Source organism: Streptomyces sp. MA5143a (assembly GCF_900290235.1).
Lineage (GTDB): Bacteria > Actinomycetota > Actinomycetes > Streptomycetales > Streptomycetaceae > Streptomyces.
Genome location: NZ_OLMK01000038.1, coordinates 20599 through 42627, shown reverse-complemented (window position 1 = coordinate 42627; position 22029 = coordinate 20599). Strand labels below are relative to the sequence as shown.

General features: G+C 72.8%; 17 protein-coding genes. 14 read left to right on the top strand and 3 right to left on the bottom strand.

The annotated features are described in order from the left end of the window. The first annotated feature begins 1 nt into the window (after window position 1). From SMA5143A_RS19160 to SMA5143A_RS19145, 4 genes are read left to right on the top strand one after another with little or no spacing between them, the layout of a single operon-like run. Window positions 2–961 (top strand): ABC transporter permease, encoded by a 960-nt coding sequence (locus SMA5143A_RS19160; protein WP_107464128.1) that lies wholly within the window; start codon window positions 2–4, stop codon window positions 959–961. A gap of 19 nt (window positions 962–980) precedes the next feature. Beyond that, window positions 981–3005: a dipeptide/oligopeptide/nickel ABC transporter permease/ATP-binding protein gene (locus SMA5143A_RS19155; RefSeq protein ID WP_107464167.1), complete on the top strand. Its 2025-nt coding sequence runs from the start codon at window positions 981–983 to the stop codon at window positions 3003–3005. Next, window positions 3002–4075, top strand: a complete 1074-nt coding sequence (locus SMA5143A_RS19150; RefSeq protein ID WP_107464127.1) for an oligopeptide/dipeptide ABC transporter ATP-binding protein — start codon at window positions 3002–3004, stop codon at window positions 4073–4075. Before SMA5143A_RS19155 ends, SMA5143A_RS19150 begins: the two co-directional genes overlap by 4 nt. Before the next feature lie 9 nt (window positions 4076–4084). Then, a complete protein-coding gene (locus SMA5143A_RS19145) occupies window positions 4085–5020 on the top strand; it encodes a dihydrodipicolinate synthase family protein (protein WP_107464126.1) in 936 nt (311 codons plus the stop codon). Window positions 5021–5050: 30 nt separating this feature from the next. Here SMA5143A_RS19145 and SMA5143A_RS19140 read toward each other — a convergent pair whose 3' ends face one another. Beyond that, the gene (locus SMA5143A_RS19140) at window positions 5051–5803 is read right to left on the bottom strand and encodes a TerB family tellurite resistance protein (RefSeq protein ID WP_375136514.1); all 753 of its coding nucleotides are present in this window, start codon (window positions 5801–5803) and stop codon (window positions 5051–5053) included. Between the two features lie 183 nt (window positions 5804–5986). Beyond that, complete coding sequence (gene leuA / locus SMA5143A_RS19135; protein ID WP_107464124.1) at window positions 5987–7708, bottom strand: 2-isopropylmalate synthase; 1722 nt, start codon at window positions 7706–7708, stop codon at window positions 5987–5989. 397 nt (window positions 7709–8105) lie between these two features. Here leuA and SMA5143A_RS19125 point away from each other — a divergent pair, with 397 nt between their 5' ends. From SMA5143A_RS19125 to SMA5143A_RS19090, 8 genes are all read left to right on the top strand, one after another. Further along, window positions 8106–9176, top strand: a complete 1071-nt coding sequence (locus tag SMA5143A_RS19125) for a M4 family metallopeptidase (RefSeq protein WP_107464123.1) — start codon at window positions 8106–8108, stop codon at window positions 9174–9176. A gap of 20 nt (window positions 9177–9196) precedes the next feature. Next, entirely contained in the window at window positions 9197–9463 is a 267-nt protein-coding gene (locus tag SMA5143A_RS19120) for a protealysin inhibitor emfourin (RefSeq protein WP_099964456.1), read from the top strand. 88 nt (window positions 9464–9551) lie between these two features. Beyond that, window positions 9552–10877, top strand: a complete 1326-nt coding sequence (locus SMA5143A_RS19115; RefSeq protein ID WP_107464122.1) for a GH1 family beta-glucosidase — start codon at window positions 9552–9554, stop codon at window positions 10875–10877. Beyond that, window positions 10874–12127: an MFS transporter gene (locus tag SMA5143A_RS19110; RefSeq protein WP_107464121.1), complete on the top strand. Its 1254-nt coding sequence runs from the start codon at window positions 10874–10876 to the stop codon at window positions 12125–12127. The genes SMA5143A_RS19115 and SMA5143A_RS19110 overlap by 4 nt, the downstream gene beginning before the upstream one ends. Before the next feature lie 178 nt (window positions 12128–12305). After that, window positions 12306–14207: a protein-arginine deiminase domain-containing protein gene (locus SMA5143A_RS19105; RefSeq protein WP_181361931.1), complete on the top strand. Its 1902-nt coding sequence runs from the start codon at window positions 12306–12308 to the stop codon at window positions 14205–14207. 169 nt (window positions 14208–14376) lie between these two features. Further along, entirely contained in the window at window positions 14377–14685 is a 309-nt protein-coding gene (locus SMA5143A_RS19100; protein ID WP_107464119.1) for a trypco2 family protein, read from the top strand. Between the two features lie 24 nt (window positions 14686–14709). Beyond that, window positions 14710–18699, top strand: a complete 3990-nt coding sequence (locus tag SMA5143A_RS19095) for a trypsin-like peptidase domain-containing protein (protein WP_107464118.1) — start codon at window positions 14710–14712, stop codon at window positions 18697–18699. Window positions 18700–18703: 4 nt separating this feature from the next. Next, window positions 18704–19183 carry a DUF4913 domain-containing protein gene (locus SMA5143A_RS19090; RefSeq protein WP_107464117.1) on the top strand — a complete coding sequence of 160 codons (480 nt, stop codon included), beginning with the start codon at window positions 18704–18706 and terminating at the stop codon, window positions 19181–19183. Window positions 19184–19195: 12 nt separating this feature from the next. Here SMA5143A_RS19090 and era read toward each other — a convergent pair whose 3' ends face one another. After that, window positions 19196–20158: a GTPase Era gene (era, locus tag SMA5143A_RS19085; protein ID WP_107464116.1), complete on the bottom strand. Its 963-nt coding sequence runs from the start codon at window positions 20156–20158 to the stop codon at window positions 19196–19198. Window positions 20159–20327: 169 nt separating this feature from the next. Between era and SMA5143A_RS19080 the strand changes: the two genes are divergently transcribed. Both SMA5143A_RS19080 and SMA5143A_RS19075 read left to right on the top strand, forming a co-directional pair. After that, complete coding sequence (locus tag SMA5143A_RS19080) at window positions 20328–21662, top strand: ammonium transporter (RefSeq protein WP_375136516.1); 1335 nt, start codon at window positions 20328–20330, stop codon at window positions 21660–21662. Further along, window positions 21659–21997, top strand: coding sequence for a P-II family nitrogen regulator (locus SMA5143A_RS19075; RefSeq protein ID WP_055539461.1), 339 nt, complete (start codon window positions 21659–21661; stop codon window positions 21995–21997). The genes SMA5143A_RS19080 and SMA5143A_RS19075 overlap by 4 nt, the downstream gene beginning before the upstream one ends. Window positions 21998–22029: the final 32 nt, after the last annotated feature.

Below are 22029 nucleotides of genomic sequence, written 5' to 3'. Positions count from 1 at the left end.
CGTGATCGCTGTCCTGCGCGTCCTGCTGCGGCGGATCGCCCTGCTGCTCCCGCTCCTGCTGGGGATCGTGCTGTTCGTCTTCGTCGTCATGCGGTTCTCGGACGTCGACCCGGCGTCCGCGTTCTTCCAGGGCGCCAATCCCACCCCGGAGCAACTGCACGAGTTCCGGGAGGAGAACGGGCTCCTCGACCCGCTGCCCGTGCGGTACGCCGGCTTCGTCGGGGATCTGCTCCACGGCGACATGGGCACCAGCGCGCTCACCCGGGCCCCGGTGGTCGAGCAGGTCACCACCGCCCTTCCGCTCACCCTCCAGCTGACCTTCCTGGGGCTGGGGATCGCGGTGGTGCTGGCCCTGCTCGGCGGGATCACCGCGGCGATCCACCGGGACCGGCTGCCGGACCAGGTCATCCGGGTGGTGTCGCTGACCGGGGTCGCGGCGCCCGGCTTCTGGCTGGCGCTGCTGATGATCCAGTACCTGGCGGTGGACCTCGGGTGGTTCCCGACCGGCGGTTACGTCAATCCGGCCGACTCCTTCACCGGGTGGCTGAAGACGATGGCCCTGCCCGCGTTCGCCCTGTCGCTGCCGGTGGCCGCGCAGCTCACCCGGATCGTGCGGACGGCCGTGGTGGAGGAGCTGGACAAGGACTACGTGCGGACGGCGATCGGGAGCGGGCTGCCGCCACGGGTCGTGGTGGGCCGCAACGTCCTGCGCAACGCGCTGATCAACCCGCTCACGGTGCTCGGGCTGCGCGTCGGCTATCTGCTGGGCGGCGCCGTCGTCATCGAGACGATCTTCTCGCTGCCCGGCATGGGCAAGTTGATGATCGACGCGGTGAAGAACGGCGACCCGGCGGTCGTCCAGGGCGTCGTCCTGACCACGGCCGCGGGGTTCGTCGTGGTGAACCTCGTCATCGACGTCCTCCATCTGCTGGTCAACCCACGACTGAGGGATGCGAGCTGATGCGCTGATGTTCGGCCTGATGGTGACCACCCGCGAACGCCTGACGGACGCCCTGTCCCGGCCCGGTCTGCGGCTGCGCGCCTGGCGGGGGCTGCCGCCGCTGTCGCGGATCGCCGTGTGCTTCCTCTCGGTCGTGGTCCTCACCGCCCTGTTCGCCCCGGTGCTCGCCCCGCACGACCCGCTCGACCAGCAGACGCTCGTCGGCGGCACCGGAGCGCCCTCCGCCGAGCACTGGATGGGCCAGGACAGCCTCGGCCGGGACATCCTCAGCCGGCTGATGCACGGGGCGCGCTGGTCGCTCGCGATCGGGCTGGGGGCCACCGCGCTGGCCCTGCTCGTGGGCGCGTTCGTGGGGGCCGTGGCCGCGACGTCGCGCAAGGCGGTCGACGAGACCCTGATGCGCTGTCTGGACGTCGTCATGGCGTTCCCCGGCATCGCGCTCGCCGCCGTGCTCGTCGCGGTCTTCGGCGGCGGCATCGAGGTGCTGATCTGCGCGATCGCGTTCCTGTTCACGCCGCCGGTCGCCCGGGTCGTACGGGCCAACGTCCTCGACCAGTACGGCGAGGACTATGTGACCGCCGAGCGGGTCATCGGGGCCCGCACCCGGCACATCGTGGTCCGCCATGTGGCCGTCAACTGTGCCGCCCCCGTCCTGGTGTTCTGCACGGTGCAGGTCGCCGAGGCCATCGTGTTCGAGGCGTCCCTGTCCTTCATCGGCGCGGGCGTACGGCCGCCGGACCCGTCCTGGGGCAGCGTGATCGCGGACGGCAAGAACATGGTGCTGACCGGCGGCTGGTGGGCGACCGTGTTCCCCGGTCTGCTGATGCTGGTCACCGTGCTGTCCCTGAACGTCCTCTCCGAGGGCGTCTCCGACGCCTGGGCGGCACCGGCGGACCGGGACGCGGAGCGCCGGGCGGAGGACGGCGGCGGGGAGCCGGCCCGCCCGGCGGCCCCCGGGGCGGAGCGCGACGCTCCGGCGGAGGACCACCGGGAGGCCGTGGGCGACGAGACCGCGCTGCCGGGGCTGGCGGAGGCGACGCGGCGGCTGCGGGCACGGGCGCGGCCCCTGCCCGCCGGGCCGCCGGTACTGGCGGTTCAGGACCTGGCGATCGGCTTCGAGAAGCGGCACCGGGGCGTGGACATCGTCGACGGGATCAGCTTCGACGTCCGGGCCGGTGAGGTGCTCGGTCTGGTCGGCGAGTCGGGGTGCGGCAAGTCGCTGACCGCGCTGACCGTGATGGGTCTTGAGCCGAAGGGGGCGCGGGTGCGCGGCCGGGTCGTGTTCGGGGAGCGGCAGCTGGTGGGCGTGCCGATGCGGGTGCGGCGCCGGCTGCTCGGCCACGACATGGCGATGGTCTACCAGGACGCCCTGTCGTCGCTGAACCCGGCGATGACGATCCGCGCCCAGCTGAGGCAGGTCGTCCGGCGGGGCGGCGGGCGCACCCCGGCCGCGCTGCTGGAGATGGTCGGCCTCGACCCCGGCCGCACCCTCCGCAGCTATCCGCACGAACTCTCCGGCGGTCAGCGCCAGCGCGTGCTGATCGCGATGGCCCTGTCCCGCGACCCGAGGCTGATCGTGGCCGACGAGCCGACCACGGCCCTGGACGTGACGGTCCAGGCGCAGGTCATCGAGCTGCTGCTACGGCTGCGCGCGGACCTGGGCTTCGCCCTCGTCCTCGTGTCGCACGACCTGGCGCTCGTCGCGGACGTCACCGACCGGGTGGCCGTGATGTACGGCGGGCGGATCGTCGAGACGGGTGTGACGGCGGACCTCGTGGAGTCACCGGCCCATCCCTACACGCGCGGTCTGCTGGGCAGTGTCCTGTCGCTGGAGTCGGCGGCCGAGCGGATGACGCAGATCCCGGGGGTCGTCCCCTCCCCCGCCGACTTCCCGGCGGGCTGCCGCTTCGCCGACCGCTGCCCCCGCGCGAGCGAGGTGTGCCGTACGACCGTCCCGGCGCTGCTGGGCTCCCCCACCCACACGGCGGCCTGCCACCACCCGGCGGTGGACCTGACCGCGACGGAGAACGAGGTGACCCGGTGAGTGACACACTCGTACAGGTCTCCGGCGCCCATGTGGTCCACCGGGCACGCGGCGGCGGCCTGTTCACCCGGGACCGGGTGTACGCCCTGACCGGCGCCGATCTGACGATCGCGCCCGGCGAGACGGTGGGCGTGGTGGGCGAGTCGGGGTGCGGGAAGTCGACGCTGGCGAAGGTGCTGGTGGGCGTGGAGCGGCCGACGGCCGGGACGGTCTCCTTCCGGGGGCGGGACCTGTGGTCGATGACGCCCGACGAGCGGCGGGCGACCGTGGGCGGCGGCACCGGCATGGTCTTCCAGGACCCCTCCACGGCCCTGAACCGCCGGCTGACCGTCCGCCGGATCCTGCGCGACCCGCTCGATGTGCACCGGCGCGGCACGCCCGCCGAACGCGAGGAACGCGTGCGGGAGCTGATGGCGCTGGTCGGGCTGCCCCCCGTGCTGGCCGACGGGCTGCCGGGCAGGCTGTCGGGCGGGCAGCGGCAGCGCGTCGCGATCGCCCGTGCGCTCGCCCTCGACCCCGGCCTGGTGGTGGCGGACGAGCCGACGAGCGCGCTGGACGTGTCGGTGCGCGCGCAGATCCTGAACCTGCTGCTCGACCTGAAGGAGCGGCTCGGGCTGGCGCTGGTCTTCGTGTCGCACGACATCCAGACGGTACGGCGGATGAGCGACCGGGTGATCACCATGTATCTGGGGCGGATCGTGGAGGAGGCGCCGGCCGCCGCCGTCACCGGACGGTCGCGGCACCCGTACACGCGGGCGCTGTTCTCGGCGACGCCGGGGCTGCTGGACCCGATCGACCCGATCCCGCTGACGGGCCCGGTGCCGTCGGCCACGCGGCCGCCGAGCGGCTGCCCGTTCCGTACCCGCTGCTGGCGCGCGGACGAGGTGTGCGCGGAGGTGATGCCGGACTTCGCGGCCGCGTCGGCCCCCGGACACCGTTTCCGCTGCCACCATCCTGTGCAGGAGACGGAGTGGACAGGGGACCTGGTCGCCGAGGCCGCGTCCCGGTCGGCGTCCGTGTCCCCGGCCACCGCCATGGCCGTGCAGGAGCGCGCCGTACGAGACATCTAGGGAGCAGCCATGACCGTCCCCGCCCCGCTGACCGGTGTCATCCCGCCCGTCTGCACCCCTCTGACACCCGACCGCGAGGTGGACGTCGCCTCGCTGGTCCGTCTGGTCGACCATCTGGTGGCGGGCGGGGTGGACGCGCTGTTCGTGCTGGGGACGTCGTCGGAGGCGGCGTTCCTGACGGACGCGCAGCGGCGGACGGTGGTGGAGACGGTGGTGGGGCATGTCGGCGGTCAGCTCCCGGTGCTCGCCGGGGCGATCGACATGACGACGCCCCGCGTCCTCGACCACGTCCGGGCCGTGACGGCGGCCGGGGCGCAGGCGGTGGTGGCGACCGCGCCCTTCTACACGGCCACCCATCCGGCGGAGATCTCCCGCCACTACCGTGTGCTCGGCTCCCGCTCCCCGGTCCCCGTCCTCGCGTACGACATCCCGTCGGCCGTGCACACCAAGCTGCCCGCCGAGGTGGTGCTGGAGCTGGCCGCGGACGGGGTGATCGCCGGGCTGAAGGACTCCAGCGGGGACCTGGCCGGTTTCCGTACGGTCGTCACGGGCGCCCGCGACGACGCCCGGGTCACCGGCTTCGCCGTCCTCACCGGTTCCGAGCTGCTCGTCGACGCGGCGCTCGCCCTCGGCGCGGACGGCGCGGTGCCGGGCCTCGCCAACGTCGACCCCGCCGGCTACGTGCGGCTGCACCGCCTGTGCCGGTCGGGCGACCGGGACCGGGCCCGCTCCGAGCAGGAGCGGCTGTGCGCCCTCTTCGGCATGGTCCGCGTCGGCGACCCCCGGCGCATGGGCACCGGCTCCGCCGCGCTCGGCGCCTTCAAGGCGGCCCTGCATCTGCGGGGCGTCATCGCGTGCCCGGTGACGGCGGAGCCGCAGGTGCCGCTGTCGGACGACGAGGTCGAGCGGGTGGGCAAGTTCCTGGCGGCGGCGGGACTGCTGTAGGGCGCGGCGGGTGTCAGGACGGGGCGGGTGTCAGGACGGGGTGCGGGCCGCTGCCAGCAGTCGGGTCACCTCGTCCGCGCAGATGGTGAGCGCCGCGCCGACGGTGGACAGGACGTCGCGTTCGGCGGGGGTGTAGGGCCCGTCGGCCAGGGCGATCCGGGCGCCCTGGAGGAGGATCGCCTCGCGGCCCGCGGGGGCGAGGTGCGGGGCGAGCGGGTCGAGGGCCTCGTGCAGCTCTATGGACAGCCCGGCCGCCCCGCAGGGTTCCCCGAAGAGGCGGCCCGTGTCGGCGGCGAGGGCCTCGACGAGGGCGTCGAGCTGGTCCTCGGTGCAGTCGTCGAAGCCGGCGGAGCGCACGGCGCCCGCGGCGACGCTCAGGGACGTCCGGGTGCGGGTGCCGCCGGCCGCGAGGACGGCCAGGGCGACGGTGTGGACGGCGTCGCGGAGCATCGCCGAGAGGCGGACGGTGGTGGGGTGGTCGAGGACCTCCGTGCCGTAGTGGTGGCGGCAGGCCGCGCACTCCACGACGGGGCCGGTCTCGCCGCGCGGGAGCACGGGGACCCCGAGGAGGGTGAAGCGGCGGCGTCCGGTGAGGCGCTGGTAGTTGCGGTCGCCTCCGCAGCCGGGGCAGAAGAACTCGCCGTCGCCGACGCCGGTCCACGCGATCCGGGTGCCCATGAGACGCGTGAGCCGCGCGGCGCCTCCGGTCGGCCCGGCGTTCCCGGCCTCCCCGCCGCGCGCGAGCCCGGCGGCACGGCCGATTGGTCCCCGTCCTGGCAGCACGTCGCACCTCCGTAGCTCCACGGCAACATCGCCGCGCTTGCGTGATGTTAGCCACATCGGTGAGGCGCAGTCAGTACTCCGGACGATGCCTTCCCGTGACCTCCACAGGGTTTGGCCGGTAAACGACGGGCCCCGCCCGCCGGAATGCGGCGAACGGGGCTTTCAAACCGCCGGTGAGGCTGGTCAGCGCGCCGCGCGGTTGACGGCGGAGACGACGGCCTTCAGGGAGGCGCGGGTCGTGTTCGCGTCGATTCCGATGCCCCACATGACCTTGCCGTCGATGGCGACCTCGATGTACGAGGCGGCCTGTGCGGAGGCTCCCTCGCTCATCGTGTGCTCCTGGTAGTCCAGCAGCCGGGCGTCGACGCCGATGCCCTGCAGCGCGTGGAAGAACGCGGAGATCGGGCCGTTGCCGGTGCCGACCAGGGTGGTCCGCGCGCCGTCGACCTCGGCCTCCACGGTCAGCGTGTCCACGCCGTCCTTGTCGGTGGTCGACTGGTTGTTGCGGACCTGGATGCGGCCCCACGGGTTGTCCGGGTTCGGCAGGTACTCGTCCTGGAAGACGGCCCAGATGTCGGAGCCGGTGACCTCGCCGCCCTCGGCGTCCGTCTTCGCCTGGATGATCTTCGAGAACTCGATCTGCATCCGGCGCGGCAGGTCCAGCTTGTGGTCGTTCTTCAGGACGTAGGCGATGCCGCCCTTGCCGGACTGGGAGTTGACGCGGATGACGGCCTCGTAGGAGCGGCCGACGTCCTTGGGGTCGATCGGCAGGTACGGGACCGCCCACTCGATGTCGTCGACGGTGACGCCCTTGGCGGCGGCGTCGGCCTCCATGGCGTCGAAGCCCTTCTTGATGGCGTCCTGGTGGGAGCCGGAGAAGGACGTGTAGACCAGGTCGCCCACGTACGGGTGGCGCGGGTGGACCTCCATCTGGTTGCAGTACTCCCACACGCGGCGGATCTCGTCGATGTCGGAGAAGTCGATCTGCGGGTCGACGCCCTGGGAGAACAGGTTCATGCCCAGGGTGACCAGGTCGACGTTGCCGGTGCGCTCGCCCTGCCCGAACAGGCAGCCCTCGACGCGGTCGGCGCCGGCCATCAGGGCCAGCTCGGCGGCGGCGACGGCCGTGCCGCGGTCGTTGTGGGGGTGGATCGACAGGCAGACGTGCTCACGGCGGGACAGGTTGCGGCCCATCCACTCGAAGCGGTCGGCGTGCGTGGACGGCGTCGAACGCTCCACGGTGGCGGGCAGGTTGAGGATGATCTCGCGACCCGGGCCGGGCTGCCAGACGTCCATGACCGCCTCGCAGACCTCCAGCGCGAAGTCCAGCTCGGTGTCGGTGAAGATCTCCGGCGAGTACTGGTAGCCGAACTCGGTCTCGGGGCCCAGCAGCTTCTCGGCGTACTCCATGACCAGCCGCGTGCCGTCGACGGCGATCTGCTTGATGTCGTCCTTGGAGCCGCGGAAGACGACCCGGCGGAAGACGGGGGCGGTGGCGTTGTACAGGTGCACGGTGGCCCGCTTGGCGCCCTTCAGCGACTCCACGGTCCGCTCGATCAGGTCCTCACGGGCCTGGGTCAGTACGGAGATCGTGACGTCGTCCGGGATGGCGCCCGGCTCCTCGATGATCGACCGTACGAAGTCGAAGTCGGTCTGCCCCGACGCCGGGAAGCCGACCTCGATCTCCTTGTAGCCCATCTTGACCAGCTGGTCGAACATCCGGCGCTTGCGCTCGGGCGACATCGGGTCGATCAGGGACTGGTTGCCGTCGCGCAGGTCGGTGGAGAGCCAGCGGGGGGCGACGGTGATCCGGTTGTCCGGCCAGGTGCGGCCGGGGATGTCGACCTGCTCGTACTGCCCGTACTTGTGGATCGGCATGGACGTGGGCTGCTGGCGGTTCGCCATGATGCGTGGGCTCCTCGATGGTCCGAAAGGACGGCCGACAACGCAACGCCAGAGCACCGCGGGGAGGGGGTCGGCCTCGACTACAGGCCCTCGCCGCGGCAGCTAAGGAGAAGCAGCCCGAAACGCATGATGCGGAGCAGCGTAGCCGAGTCTCTTCTGTCGCGCGGGGTCGTATCAGTATGCGGGACCAAGGAATCAATAGGGGCAAAAGGTGCGCGAGACCACACCGGCCAACCGAAGGGGCGCGGGGAACTGCGCGATCAACCCCCACGCACCCGCACCCCGAAGGACACCCTCAGTAACACGGTGGTGACGATTCGCAACCCATACGGCGACATTTCACCAATCAAGGTTGCCCCTAGTGACACGCCCCTAACGGAGTGCAATCGTGCGACTCATGACGACAAACGGGGGCCACGAGCCCGTCTTCTGCACAGTCGTACCGCCCCACGTCCTCGACAAGCTCGCCCAGGCCGAGGACTCCGCGCTCTCCGGCGCCGCCCGCCGCACCCTGGAGCGCGACGCACTCGAACGCACCCGCCGCCGGCTGACCACCGTCATCGGCGCCCCGGCGATCACCGCGCCCGTCGGCGCCGAGCCCGGCACACCCCACCGCACCATCTACGACGCCCGGCACGGCACCACCCTGCCCGGCCACCAGGTGCGCGGCGAGGGCGAGGAGCCCGGCAGGGACGCCACGGTCAACCGCGCCTACGCGGGCCTGGGCGCGACGTTCGAGCTGCTGCTCAAGGCGTACGGGCACGACTCGATCGACGGCAGCGGGCTGCCGCTGGACGCGACCGTGCACTACGACCGCGACTACAACAACGCCTTCTGGAACGGCGAGCAGATGGTGTTCGGCGACGGCGACGGCGAGATCTTCCTCGACTTCACCATCCCGATCGACGTCATCGGCCACGAGCTCAGCCACGGTCTCACCCAGTACTCTGCGAACCTCACGTACTTCGGCCAGCCGGGTGCGCTCAACGAGTCGATGTCGGACGTCTTCGGCTCCCTCATCAAGCAGTACACGCTGGGTCAGACCGCCGCCGAGGCGGACTGGCTGATCGGGGCGGGGCTGCTCGCGCCGCGTGTCACGGGGGTCGCGCTGCGCTCGATGAAGGCCCCGGGCACGGCGTACGACGACGACGTGCTCGGCAAGGACCCGCAGCCGGCGACGATGGACGGCTATGTCCGCACGGGCCGCGACAACGGCGGCGTGCACATCAACTCCGGTATCCCCAACCACGCGTTCTACCTGGTGGCGACCGCCCTCGGCGGCTACGCCTGGGAGCGGGCCGGACAGATCTGGTACGACGTGCTGACCGGCGGCGAACTCAAGCAGCAGGCGCTGTTCGTGGACTTCGCGACGCTCACGGTGAAGGCCACGAAGGACCGGTACGGGCAGGGCGACGAGCTGACGGCCGTGCTCAAGGCCTGGGAACAGGTGGGCGTGCGCACGCTGTAGTTCCGTACTAGACATGACCCATGCGGATTGAGGTGCGGCGCACGGGCGGTTTCGCGGGCATCGAGCGGCACGCGGTGGTGGACACCGCGGGGCGGCCCGATGCCCTGGAATGGCGCGCTCTGGCCGAGGGGGCACTCGCCGGCGGCCGGGGCGCGGCCCCGCCGGGGGTGCCGGACGGGTTCTCGTACGCGATCACGGTCGACGGGCGGACCGTGCACTGCGCGGATCCCGGACTGACCGAGGAGCAGCGGGAGCTGATCAGAAGGGTGCTCAAGGAAGGGGCGTGAGGTGCGGGCCCCTGCTGATACCCGGCGGTAACGGGGCAATCGTTCGCGGCCGTTGACTTCCGTTACCCGTGGTACGGATGATCCGCGCATGGCGACGAACCCGATCCCCCAGTTCCCGGCCGGCTTCCTGTGGGGCGTCTCGACCTCCGCGCATCAGATCGAGGGGGCCGCGGACCAGCGCGAGCCCTCCGTGTGGGACGCCTTCACGGCCGAGGAGGGCCGCGTCAAGGACGGCTCGAACGCGGCCGTGGCGTGCGACCACTTCCACCGCTACCCCGAGGACGTGGCCCTCCTGCGCGAGCTGGGCGTGGACGCGTACCGCTTCTCGGTGTCCTGGCCCCGGGTGAACGCCCCCGGCGGACTGGACTTCTACGACCGGCTGGTGGACGAGCTGGCCGGCGCGGGCGTCCGCCCGGTGCCGACCCTCTTCCACTGGGACCTGCCGTTGTCGCTCCAGGAGGCGGGCGGCTGGCTGAACCGGGACACCGCCGAGCGGTTCGCCGAGTACGTCGCCGTCGTCGCCGACCGCCTCGGTGACCGGGTCACCAAGTGGATCACTCTCAACGAGCCCGCCGAGCACACCCTGCTGGGCCACGCGCTGGGCACCCACGCGCCGGGCGGGCAGCTGATGTTCGACGCCCTGCCCGCCGCCCACCACCAGCTGCTGGGCCACGGTCTGGCCGTACGGGCGCTGCGTGCTGCCGGGGCCTTCGACATCGGCATCGCCAACTCGCACGGGCCGACGTGGGCCGCGTCCGCACAGCAGCCGGACGTGGAGGCGGCGGCCTTCTACGACCTGCTGCTGAACCGGTTGTTCGCGGAGCCGGTGCTGCTGGGCGAGTACCCGGACGGGATCGGCGAGCTGATGCCGGGCGACGACGTCTCGGCGGACCTGAAGGTGATCTCCGAGCCGATCGACTGGTACGGGATCAACTACTACGCGCCGACCCGGGTGGGTGCCCCCGAGGGCACCGACATCGAGTTCGGCGGTGTGACGATCCCCGCCGAACTGCCCTTCACCGTCAAGGAGATCGAGGACGTCCCGACGACGGACTTCGGCTGGCCGGTGGTGCCGTCGGGCCTGACGGACCTCCTCACCGCCTTCCGGGACCGGTACGGCGACCGGCTGCCGCCCGTGGTCATCACCGAGAACGGCTGCTCGTACGAGGGCGTCGACGACCAGGAGCGCATCGCCTATCTGGACGGCCATGTCCGGGCGCTCCACCGGGCCGTGGAGGCGGGCGTCGACGTCCGCGGGTACTTCGTGTGGTCGCTGCTCGACAACTTCGAGTGGGCGGAGGGCTACGCCCGCCGGTTCGGGCTCGTCCACGTCGACTACGCGACGCTGGAGCGGACGCCCAAGGCGTCGTACGGGTGGTACCGGGACCTGCTGAGAGCGCAGCGCCGGGCATGACGACGACGCAGCCGGTCGACGCCCTCGCCGAACCCGTCACCCGGGTCGGCGGGGGCTGGACCACCACGCTGGCACTGGCCAACGCGGCGATCTGGGTGGGCTGGTACGGCCCGCTGCAGATCCTGCTGGCCTCCCAGGCGGAGCGCTTCGCGCCGGGTGCCGGGATGTCGAAGGAGTCGATGCTGGCCTGGGTGACGGGCGCCGGCGCGGTCGTCTCCCTGGTCGCCACCCCGCTGTTCGGCGCGCTGTCGGACCGTACGACGTCCCGCTGGGGGCGCCGTACGCCGTGGATCGTGGCGGGCGCGGCGGGCGGCGCGGTGGCGCTGCTGCTCCTTGCGGGCGCGGGCGGGCTGTGGACGATGGCGGCCGGCTGGTGTCTGGTCCAGCTGACCCTCAACGCGTCCTGGGCGGCGGTCACCGCGGCGGTGCCGGACCGGGTGCCCAGGCTCCAACGGGGTGCCGTCGGCGGCTGGTTGGGCGCCGCGCAGATTCTGGGCGTGGTCGGCGGCACGGGGCTCGCGACGCTCGGCGGGGGTGTCGGCGCGGGGTACGCGGCGTGCGCGGTGTTCACGCTGGCGGGCGTGCTGCCTTACGTCCTGCGCCACCCCGATCCGCGGCTGTCGGTGGCGGACCGGCCGGTGTGGTCGTGGCGGGGCTTCCTCGCCGGGTTCTGGCTGAGCCCGCGCCGCCACCCGGACTTCGCGTGGGCGTGGCTGACGCGTTTCCTGGTGAACCTGAGCAACGGCATCGGCCTGCTCTATCTGCTGTTCTACCTGCGGGACCGCGTCGGGTACCACGACCCCGAGCAGGGGGTGCTGATCCTCACGGCGGTGAACGCGGCGATGCTGCTGGCGACAGTGGTGGTGGCCGGGGTGTGGTCGGACCGGGTGGGGCGCCGCAAGCCGTTCGTGTACTGGTCGGGGCTGCTGATGGCGGTCGCGACGGCGCTGATCGCCGGGTGGCCGACCTGGCCCGGCGCGATCGTCGCCTCGGCGCTCCTCGGGCTCGGCTTCGGTGTGTTCGCCTCCGTCGACTTCGCCCTCATGACCGACGTGCTGCCGAAGGCGCGCGACCGGGGCAAGGACCTCGGCGTCATCAACATCGCCAACTCCCTTCCCCAGGTGGTCGCCCCGGTGATCGCCGCGCCGATCGTGACGTACCTCGGCGGCTACCGGACGCTGTACCTCGTGGCCGCGGTGATCGGCCTGGCGGGGGCGGTGTTCGTGGGGCGCATCCGGGGAGTGGAGTAGATCACCCGACGCACAGCCGGCGCACAGGGAACGGATCCCCCGGTTCGGCCCTCTTCTGTGACGACCACCCACGTTGCTGAAGGGACGCCCTGTGCCCACGCGTTCACCGAGATCCGCCCTCACCCGCCCCGCACGCCGTGCGATAGCCGTGCTCGCCGTCTCCGGCACCCTGCTCGCCATGCCGTCGCTCGCGGCGCCCGTCGCGTTCGCGGACGGGGCGCCGCCGACCGATCTGCGGGTGGACGCGAACCGGGACGGCCAGGTCGACGTCACCGGCACCACGGACAACGCCGGTGAGAACGGCTGGACGGTCGGGCGCGGCGCGCTGATGCTGCCCAACATCGACGACGACACCAAGCGCTGCCCCACCAAGGCGGCGGGCGGCAAGCCGCTGTCCGACGCCAAGCTGGCCGCCTGCAACGACGCCTCCGACACCAAGGTGAACGGCACGGCCGACGCCGCCGACCTGGCGCGGATCCGCTCCGTGCCGATGGCGAGCCTGCCGGCCGGCGCGCAGGGCACAGTGAAGGTGACCGCCGGCGCCGACAAGGCCCGCGTCTTCCTGAAGCGGGCCGGCACCTGGGTGCCGGTCACCTCGAAGACCCGGCTGACGCGTGCCGAGCTGCGGGCGGGCGTGGAGTTCGGCGTCGAGGCGCGGGACGTCATCCGGGACACCGCCAAGTGGGACGGCACCGCCCGGATCCGGCTGACCGTGAAGTCCTCCGCGGGCACGTCCTCCGACACGGTGACCCTGCGGGTGGCGCCGGTCCTCACCCACCACCACTTGCAGAACACCCAGCAGTTGATGGTCACCAAGATCGCCGGCACCGAGGGCTACGCGAAGCGCAACCGCGTCTTCCGCGAGGGCCTGGACAAGGCCGCGCGGGCCGCCGGCATCACCAAGCCGACGATCAACTTCACCAAGTACGAGGACGTCTGGGCGCAGGACTTCGTGGAGCCCGGCTATGTCAGCATGACCGGCGCGGACGGGCGGCGGCAGGTCATGCGGGTGCTGCTGCGCTCGGCGCAGATGGACCGCGAGGCGGGCCGGGAGCTGTTCGAGAAGCTGCGCGGACCGAACGTCGGCGCCGTCCAGGTGACCGGTGCCCGCCCCTCCGAGGAGTGGACGCTCAACTCCATGGGCAACGTGGAGACCATCCCGCCCTACGCCCACGGCGACCGGTCCTTCCCGGCGGGCCGGATCATCATGGGGCACCGCCCCGACAGCGGCTCCAAGCCGGCCAAGGTGATGCGGACGTTCCTGAAGTCGCAGGGGCTTCAGGACCCGCTGTTCCTGGACACCTCCTGGCTGCACGTGGGTCACGTCGACGAGTTCGTGCAGTTCCTGCCCGCCGACACCCCGCGCGGCTGGAAGCTCGCCGTCGCGGACCCGGAGGCGGGCCTGAAGCTGCTGCGGGACGCCAAGGCCGCCGGGCACGGTGCGAAGCGGATGTTCTCGCTGCCGGTCGGCCCGACCGAGACGATCAACGAGGCCCTCGCCTCCAAGACGCTGGTCTCCGACAACAACCTCGCCACGCGCCGTATCGAGGCCAACCTCGCGATCCTCAAGCGTGAGACGGGCGTCACGGACGCCGAGGTCGTGCGCGTGCCGGCGCTGTTCACCCAGGGCCGGGAGCAGCGGGGCGAGTCGGGTGACGAGAAGCTCCGCCTGCCCCGGCTGAGCCGCCTCGGCGCGGGCGCCGAACTCCCCGACGTGGCCCGCGACCACGGCCAGCAGCGGAATCTCGACCGGGCCGTGCCGGGCAGCGCCGCCCCGTCCGCGAACGGCGCCGTCGGCAGCCCCGCCGCGCCCGCCCCGTCGGTCATGACCAGCGCGTACGTTCCCGGTGCCGTCAACGGCATCGTGCTCAGCCGCACCCACTACCTGGCACCGCGCCAGTGGGGCCCCGTCATCGGCGGCAAGGACATCTTCACCGAGGCGGTGACGGCCGCGTACACCGCCGCCGGCATGAAGGTGTCGTACATCGACGACTGGGAGACGTACCACCAGGGCATGGGCGAGATCCACTGCGGTACGAACACCCTGCGCGACGCGTCGGCCGCCTGGTGGACGCGCTAACGGACCCCGCGCACCCGGCCTGAACGTGCCGTCACCCCCTGGCTGCCGGGGGGGTGACGGCACATTCGTGTTCCGGCATCGGGGAGGTGAAGTGGGTTGCCGCCGGGGGCTCCTGAGGCGGGGCCACTAGGATGGGCGCGCAACGTGACGGGGTGACGGAGGGCGGGTCATGGCGAGCGGTGGTCGGGACGAGGACTGGCTGGACCTGGCCGATGCCGTCGAGGTGCTGCGGACACAGCTCGCGGAGGCGCAGCGGCGCGGACAGGGGTCCCCGCTGCGGTTCGTGGTGGGGGAGATCACCGCGGAGTTCGAGGTCGAGCTGGTGCGGACCCGCAACGGCGGCGGGGCGCTGCGGTTCGGTGTCGTGGAGGCCGACGCCCGCACGGAGCGCGCGAGGCGGTCGGTGCAGCGGGTGACCCTGACGCTGAAGCCGGAGCACGACGGCGGCGGCGACGTCGCCGTGGGTGACGTGGAGTAGGCCGGGGCGCGCGGGGGCCGAACGGTGGAGGAGACGCAGGTCGTCCAGGTCCGCGCCGGCGCGGGCTTCGGAAGCGGCTATCTCGTCGCGCCCCGGCTGGTGCTGACCGCCGCGCATCTGGTGCCCCCGGAGGCGGACGGCGCGATCACGGTGTCCCTGCCCGGCGGGACGGAGCGGTTCCCGGTGGTGGTGCGGTGGCGGCGGGACGACGGGGAGACCGTGGACGCCGCGCTGTTGGAGATCCCCGCCGACGACGGGCGGTGGTCGCCGCCGAGCACGCTGCGCGGGGCCTTCGGCCGCCGCCCGCAGCGCTGGGGCCGGTGCGTCACCGTCGGCACTCAGATCCCGGTCGCCGCCCTGGGCTTCCCCCGCCAGCAGCGGACCGCGGCCGGCCGCCGGGACCGGGAGGTGCTGATCGGCCGGGTACGCCCGCACGCCGGCCCGCCCCACGAGATCCTCGACGACGCGGGACCCCTCCGCGCGGACCTCTCGGGACTCGACGGTACGACCGCCGCGCGCACCACCTCGTGGTCCGGGATGTCGGGCGCGGCCGTCTTCGCGGACGGCGGGGCCCTGCTGCTCGGGGTGGTGCGGTACGACCGCCGGCCCGGCCAGGGCACCCGGCTGACGTACACGCGCAGCGAGGACCTGCTGGCCCTCGACGGGTTCCGGGCGGTGGTGAGGCAGGCGACCTCCGTCGACCCGCAGGCCGAACCCGCCGAGCTGGCCCGGCTGTTGGAGCAGGCACCGCCCAAACGGGAGATCGGCTCGCCCAGCATGCTGCTGCGGGCCGACGCCGAGGTCGTGTCGTTCCACGGCAGGGAGGACACCCTCGAACAGCTGGAGCGGTGGTGTCTGACGGACTCGGGTGGTTTCCCCGCCGTCCGGGTGATCACCGCTCCCGGCGGTCAGGGCAAGACCCGGCTGGCCCGGCGGCTGACGGCCCGTATGCGGGACCTGGGCTGGGTGGCGGGACAGGTGGTCCACGACCCGCCCGACCTCGACGTGCTGCGCGGTGTCCGGCATCCGCTGCTGCTGGTCGTCGACTACGCCGAGACCCGGCCCGAGCTGGTCAGGCAGCTGCGGCAGCGCACCGAGCAGGCCCGTCACCCGGTGCGGCTGCTGCTGCTCGCCCGCTCCCTCGGCACCTGGCAGACCCGGGCCGCCCGCGGTCTGCGCGAGATCCGGCTGCACGCGCTCAGCCCCGCCGCACCCGACCGCGAACACGCCTTCCGCACGGCGGCCCGTGACCTGTCCCGCCGGCTCGCCGAGGCCACCGGGGACCCGGACGTCGACTGGGCCGGGCTCGCCGAGACCCTGCCGGCCCGCCGGGCCACGGCCGCCCCGGGCACCGAGACGGCGCTGACCGTGCAGATGGCGGCCCTCGCGGCGCTGCTGCGCCGGGTCCGGCTCCCCTCGCAGGACGGGGAGAGCCTGGAGGCGGAGCTGCTGGAGCACGAGACGAAGTACTGGCACGAGAGCGCCGACCGCCGGGGGCTCGGCCGGCTCGGCGACGGGCTGCTCGCCCGGGCGGTGGCGGCGGCCGTCCTGTGCCCCGCGCTCGGTGAGACGGAGGCGCACGCGACCGTGGCGCGGCTGCTGCCCGCCGAGTCGCCGCTGCTGATCGCCGAGGTCGCCGCCTGGCTGCGCGACCTGTACCCGTCGGCCGACGACCGCTACTGGGGCCAGTTGGAGCCCGACCGGCTGGCGGAGACCCACGCCTGCGAGCAGATTCTCCTCGACCCCCGGCTGCTCGGGCTGCTGTTCGACCGGGCGCCGGACCACCAGCGGGTGCAGACCCTCACCGTGCTGGCCCGCGCGGCCGTCGCCCACGCGGGCGCGGGTCGTGCCGAGGAGGCGTACACCGTCATCGGCCGGCTGCGCCGGACGCTGCGCTCGGTGCCCGCCGACGCGCCGCTGACCGCGGCCGTGCTGCGCGCGCACTCCGACACGCTGCCCGAACAGTCCCATGTGCTGCGGGAGTACGCCCTCGACGTCGCCCGCGCGCTGAGCGGGCTGTGCGGGGCCGCCGGGGACGATCCGCGGGCCCCGCGCGACCGGGCGTGGGCACTGCACAACCTGGCGGAACGGCAGTCGGCGGTCGGTGACTGGGCGCGGGCCCGGGAGGCGGCCGCCGCGGCGGCGGAACTGCGGGAGCGGCTCGCGGCCGACGGGAGCGCGACCCACCGCACGGAGTGGGCCGACTCGCTGCTGATGCTCTCCCAGGCCCTGCGGATGACGGGGAGCCCCGAGCGGGCGCACGACGTCGGCGGCCGGGCGCTGGAGCTGTTCCGCGCGCTCGTGGAGGAAGCGGATGAAGCGGATGAAGCGGGCGGCGAAGCGGGCGGTGAGGAGGGCGAGCGACGCGCGAGCGGACTCGTGCGGGCCCTCATCCACCAGTCCCAGGTGGTCTGGCGGCTCGACCCGAGCGCGCTCGGCTTCGACCAGGTCGCCCGGTCCGACGACCACAGCGCCGAGGCCGTCCGCCGGGCCCGGGACCTGGTGGCGCGGCGGCCCGATCTCGATCCGCTGCTGCTCACCCGGGCGCTCGCGGAGCGGGGCGCGAGCCTGTGGCGCTTCCAGCGGCATCCGGAGGCGGTGTCGCTGAGCGAGGAGGCGGTCGAGGCGTCCCGCCGGCTGGCCGGGGAGAACCCCGACGCGTACACCGCCGACCTCGCGGGCGCCCTGATGAGCCTCGCCGTCGACCTCGACTCCGCCGGACGCCCGCACACCGAGTGCATGGCGCTGCTGGGGGAGGCCATCGGTCTGATGCGCCCGCTGGCCGAGGAGCTACCCGCCGTCCACCGGCCCACCCTGGCGCGGATGCTGCACAACCTGGCCTGGGAACGCCATTCGTCGGGCGACGACGCCGCCGCGCGGGCGTGTGTCGACGAGGCGATCGAGCACCGCCGGGCGATGGCGCGGGAACCGTACGGGACGGCGGTGCCGGACCTCGCCCAGTCGCTCGGCACCCGCGCCACGTTCCTCTCCCGCGCCGGCGACCACGAGGCGGCGGCGGAGTGTGCGCGGGAGGCTTTGGAGGTCTACGCGCGCGCCGAACCGCTCAGCGCCAGCGATCTGAACTCGCGGTCCGGCACGGCTCTGGGCCTCGCCCGTTCCTACGACGTCCTGGGCCGCCCCGCCGAGGCGCTCGACGCGCTGAACGAGGGGCTCGCCGTCCGGCGGCGGCTGAGCGAGTACGCGCCGAGCCTCTACACCGAGGGGTACGCCACCGCGCTCCACGACCTGTCCGACCTGTACTGGCGCCACGACCGGCAGATCGCCGTACGGATCGTGCTGCGCCAGGCGTTGCCGCACTACCGGCGGCTGGCCCGGGTCGACGAGGGCGCGCGACGGGGGCTGGCCGAGTGTCTGCACGACCTCGGCTCCAGCTACGGGACGTCCTGGGCGCTGGCCGACCGGGCGGTGACCGCGCTGCGCGAGGCGTACCGGCTGCGGGGAGAGCTGGCGGCCTCCGACCCGGCCCAGGAAGAGCAACTGGCCGCGACCTGCGCGGAGTTGTGCCGGGCCCTGCTGAAGGCGAGCGTCTTTCCCGAGGCCGTGCGGGTCGCGGAGCACGAGGTGCGGCTGCGGCGCGGGTTCCTCGCCGCGGACCGGGACGGCCAGGAGTGGCCCCACTGCTTCGCCCTGCTGCGGCTGGCCAACAGCCGGGCGAAAGCGGGCGAGGACGCGGCGGCCTGGCGGACCGCGCTGGAGGCGGAGGAGGCGTGCGCGGCGCTGCTCGCGCGCCCCGGTCAGCCGCCGGAGGACGCCGCGTGGCTGCTGCACGGGCTGGGCGAGACGCTGAGCCTGTGCGGGCGGCACGACATACGCCGGGCCGCCCGGGCGCTGCGGCCGGCCCGGCGGGCCCTGCGTCTCTACCGGGACGTGGTGGCGGGGGACCCGAGCAAGCAGAACGGGCTCAGGTGGATCGTCGAGGGGCTGGCGAGGGCCCTGGAGCGGGTCGGCCGCCATGCGGAGGCCGTCGACGTACAGCTGCGAAGAGGAGTATGACGCGATGACATCACCGTCGGCCGGCACCGGGCGGGAGGAGTTCCCGGAGGAGTTCCAGGAGGAATCCGTCGAGGACATCCGGCGGGACGAGGAGAGCGCCGCCCGGCCGGCGGAGCTGTTCTACGGCAATGTCGGCGAGTTCGTCACGGAACGCTTCGTCCACTTCGTCTCCCGCCCGGCCCCTGGCTCCGGACGGGTGTGGTGCCCCGAGTGGTACCGGCACGCCGAGGCGCTGTCCCGGCTGGACTCGCTGTGGCGGGCCTGGGAGGCGCTTCGCTGGGACGCCGGCCTCGGCATGTCCAACTGGTGGGTCCACCACCTCGACCCGACGGTACGGGCCCTGCTCGACCCCGTCACCGGCCCCTTCGCACGCTGCGTGGACGGCCACAGCTCCCCGGAGCCGCTCCCCGTGGAGACGCCCCCCGCCGAGCTGTTCGTCGATCAGCGTCTGCCGACGTCGAGGAACCCGTTCGCCCTGGACTGACGGGCGGCTGGGTCAGAAGCCGAGGCGGCGCAGCTGCTTGGGGTCCCGCTGCCAGTCCTTGGCGACCTTCACATGGAGGTCCAGGAACACCGGGGTGCCGAGCAGCGCCTCGATCTGCTTGCGGGACTTGATGCCGACGTCCTTCAGGCGCTTGCCCTTGGGGCCGATGATGATGCCCTTCTGGCTGGGGCGCTCGATGTAGACGAAGGCGTGGATGTCGAGGAGGGGCTTGTCGGCGGGCCGGCCCTCACGGGGCAGCATCTCCTCGACGACGACGGCGATGGAGTGGGGCAGCTCGTCGCGGACGCCCTCCAGCGCGGCCTCCCGGATGAGCTCGGCGATCATGACCTGCTCGGGCTCGTCGGTGAGGTCGCCCTCGGGGTAGAGGGCCGGGCCCTCCGGCAGGAGGGGGACGATCAGGTCGGCGAGGAGGTCCACCTGCTTGTCGCCGACGGCCGACACCGGCACGATCTCGGCCCACTCGAAGCCCAGCTCCTTGCCGAGCTGGTCGATCGCGATGAGCTGCTCGGCGAGCTGCCGGCTGTCCACGAGGTCGGTCTTGGTGACGATCGCGATCTTCGGCGTCTTCTTGATGGACGCCAGCTCCTTGGCGATGAACCGGTCACCGGGGCCGAGCTTCTCGTTCGCGGGGAGGCAGAAGCCGATCACGTCGACCTCGGCCCACGTCGTGCGGACGACGTCGTTGAGGCGCTCGCCCAGCAGTGTGCGCGGCTTGTGGAGGCCGGGGGTGTCGACCAGGATCAGCTGGGCGTCCGGCCGGTGCACGATGCCACGGACCGTGTGCCGCGTCGTCTGCGGCTGGTTCGCCGTGATCGCCACCTTCTGGCCGACCAGAGCGTTCGTGAGGGTGGACTTGCCCGCGTTGGGCCGTCCCACGAAGCAGGCGAAACCGGCGCGGTGGGCGGCCTCGGCCGGCTCCTCGGATGACTGGGTACGAACACTCATGGCGCCCATTCTCCCTGATCCCCGGAGCCGCCCCGTACCGGACGTGTCCGGTGAGCTTTCCGAAACCCTCACGCAACGAAACGTCACGGAAACACACCCGTACGCAACCGGAAACGCATGCCGGTGACCCTCTGACGAGCCCCGCACCCGTACCCGCTGGAGAAAGGCCGTGACGACCGTGACCCTGGCCGCGCCCCTCGCCGCGCCCCTCGCCGCGAAAGGCATCGACACCGGCGACACCGCCTGGCTGCTCGCCGCCACCGCGCTCGTACTGTTGATGACCCCGGGCCTGGCCCTCTTCTACGGCGGCATGGTCAGGACGAAGAGCGTCCTCAACATGCTGATGATGAGCTTCGTGTCGATCGCCCTGGTCACCGTGGTGTGGCTGGCGGCCGGGTACACGCTCGCGTTCGGCGACGACGCGTTCGGCGGTCTCGTCGGGAACCTCGACCACCTCGGCATGGCCGGCCTCGGGCCGGACAGCGTCCAGGGCACCGTGCCCACCCTGCTGTTCGCCACCTTCCAGCTGACCTTCGCGATCATCACGGCCGCCCTCATCAGCGGCGCCGTCGCGGACCGGGCGAAGTTCGGGGCGTGGCTGATCTTCGTACCGGTGTGGGCGCTGCTCGTATACGTTCCGGTCACCCACTGGGTGTGGGGTCCGGGCGGCTGGATCGTGAGCGACCTCGGCGCCCTGGACTTCGCGGGCGGTCTGCCGGTGGAGATCACCTCCGGCGCCTCGGGCCTCGCGCTGTGTCTGGTCCTCGGCCCCCGCCTGGGGTTCAAGAAGGACGCCATGCGCCCGCACAACCTGCCCATGGTCGTGCTGGGCGCGGGTCTGCTGTGGTTCGGCTGGTTCGGCTTCAACGCCGGGTCCGCCCTCGGCGCGAACGGTCTCGCCGCCGTCGTGTTCCTCAACACCCTCGCCGCCGGCTGCACCGGCCTGCTGGGCTGGCTGTTCGTGGAGCAGCGGCGCGACGGCCACCCGACGACGCTGGGCGCGGCCTCCGGCGCCGTCGCGGGTCTCGTCGCGATCACCCCGTCCTGCGGCTCGGTGTCGCTGCTCGGCGCGCTGGTCATCGGCCTCGCCGCCGGCGTCGTGTGCAGTTACGCGGTGAGCTGGAAGTTCAGGCTGAACTACGACGACTCCCTCGACGTGGTGGGCGTCCACCTGGTCGGCGGGATCATCGGCACGGTGCTCATCGGTGTCTTCGCCGTCGAGTCGATGACCGGCGGCCCCGAGGGCCTGCTGCACGGCGGCGGGCTGGGCCAGTTGGGCAGGCAGTTGGTGGCCGTGGTCGCCGTCGGGGCGTACGCGTTCCTCGTGACGTACGGCGTCGGCAGGCTGATCGACCGGCTGCTGGGCTTCCGCGCGGACGAGGAGCACGAGCACACCGGCCTCGACCTTACGGTCCACGCCGAGACGGCATACGATCACGGCGTCCTGGGCCACGGCGCCCCGGTCTCCGCGTCCGTCCCGTCCACTTCCTCCACGCAGAAGGCCAAGGCATGAAGCTCATCACCGCGATCGTCAAGCCGTACCGCCTCGACGAGGTCAAGACCGCCCTCCAGGAGATGGGCGTGAACGGTCTGACCGTCAGCGAGGCCAGCGGCTACGGGCGGCAGCGCGGCCACACCGAGGTCTACCGCGGCGCCGAGTACCAGGTCGACCTGGTCCCCAAGGTGCGGATCGAGGTCGTCGTCGACGACGCGGACTCCGAGGCCGTGATCGAGGCGATCGTGAAGGCCGCGCAGACCGGCAAGATCGGCGACGGCAAGGTGTGGGCGCTGCCCGTCGAGACGGTGGTGCGGGTCCGCACCGGCGAGCGGGGCCCGGACGCGCTCTGACGCGCGGGGCCTAGAGCGAGGGTGAGGGGTGG

Bases quoted from the DNA above. Each gene is read 5' to 3' on its own strand.
- SMA5143A_RS19105 (WP_181361931.1), top strand. From the start codon at position 12,306: ATGCCGTCGCTCGCGGCGCCCGTCGCGTTCGCGGACGGGGCGCCGCCG.
- SMA5143A_RS19090 (WP_107464117.1), top strand. From the start codon at position 18,704: ATGACATCACCGTCGGCCGGCACCGGGCGGGAGGAGTTCCCGGAGGAG.
- SMA5143A_RS19155 (WP_107464167.1), top strand. From the start codon at position 981: ATGGTGACCACCCGCGAACGCCTGACGGACGCCCTGTCCCGGCCCGGT.
- leuA (WP_107464124.1), bottom strand. From the start codon at position 7,708: ATGGCGAACCGCCAGCAGCCCACGTCCATGCCGATCCACAAGTACGGG.
- SMA5143A_RS19110 (WP_107464121.1), top strand. From the start codon at position 10,874: ATGACGACGACGCAGCCGGTCGACGCCCTCGCCGAACCCGTCACCCGG.
- SMA5143A_RS19125 (WP_107464123.1), top strand. From the start codon at position 8,106: ATGACGACAAACGGGGGCCACGAGCCCGTCTTCTGCACAGTCGTACCG.
- era (WP_107464116.1), bottom strand. From the start codon at position 20,158: ATGGGCGCCATGAGTGTTCGTACCCAGTCATCCGAGGAGCCGGCCGAG.
- SMA5143A_RS19100 (WP_107464119.1), top strand. From the start codon at position 14,377: ATGGCGAGCGGTGGTCGGGACGAGGACTGGCTGGACCTGGCCGATGCC.
- SMA5143A_RS19075 (WP_055539461.1), top strand. From the start codon at position 21,659: ATGAAGCTCATCACCGCGATCGTCAAGCCGTACCGCCTCGACGAGGTC.
- SMA5143A_RS19115 (WP_107464122.1), top strand. From the start codon at position 9,552: ATGGCGACGAACCCGATCCCCCAGTTCCCGGCCGGCTTCCTGTGGGGC.
- SMA5143A_RS19120 (WP_099964456.1), top strand. From the start codon at position 9,197: ATGCGGATTGAGGTGCGGCGCACGGGCGGTTTCGCGGGCATCGAGCGG.
- SMA5143A_RS19145 (WP_107464126.1), top strand. From the start codon at position 4,085: ATGACCGTCCCCGCCCCGCTGACCGGTGTCATCCCGCCCGTCTGCACC.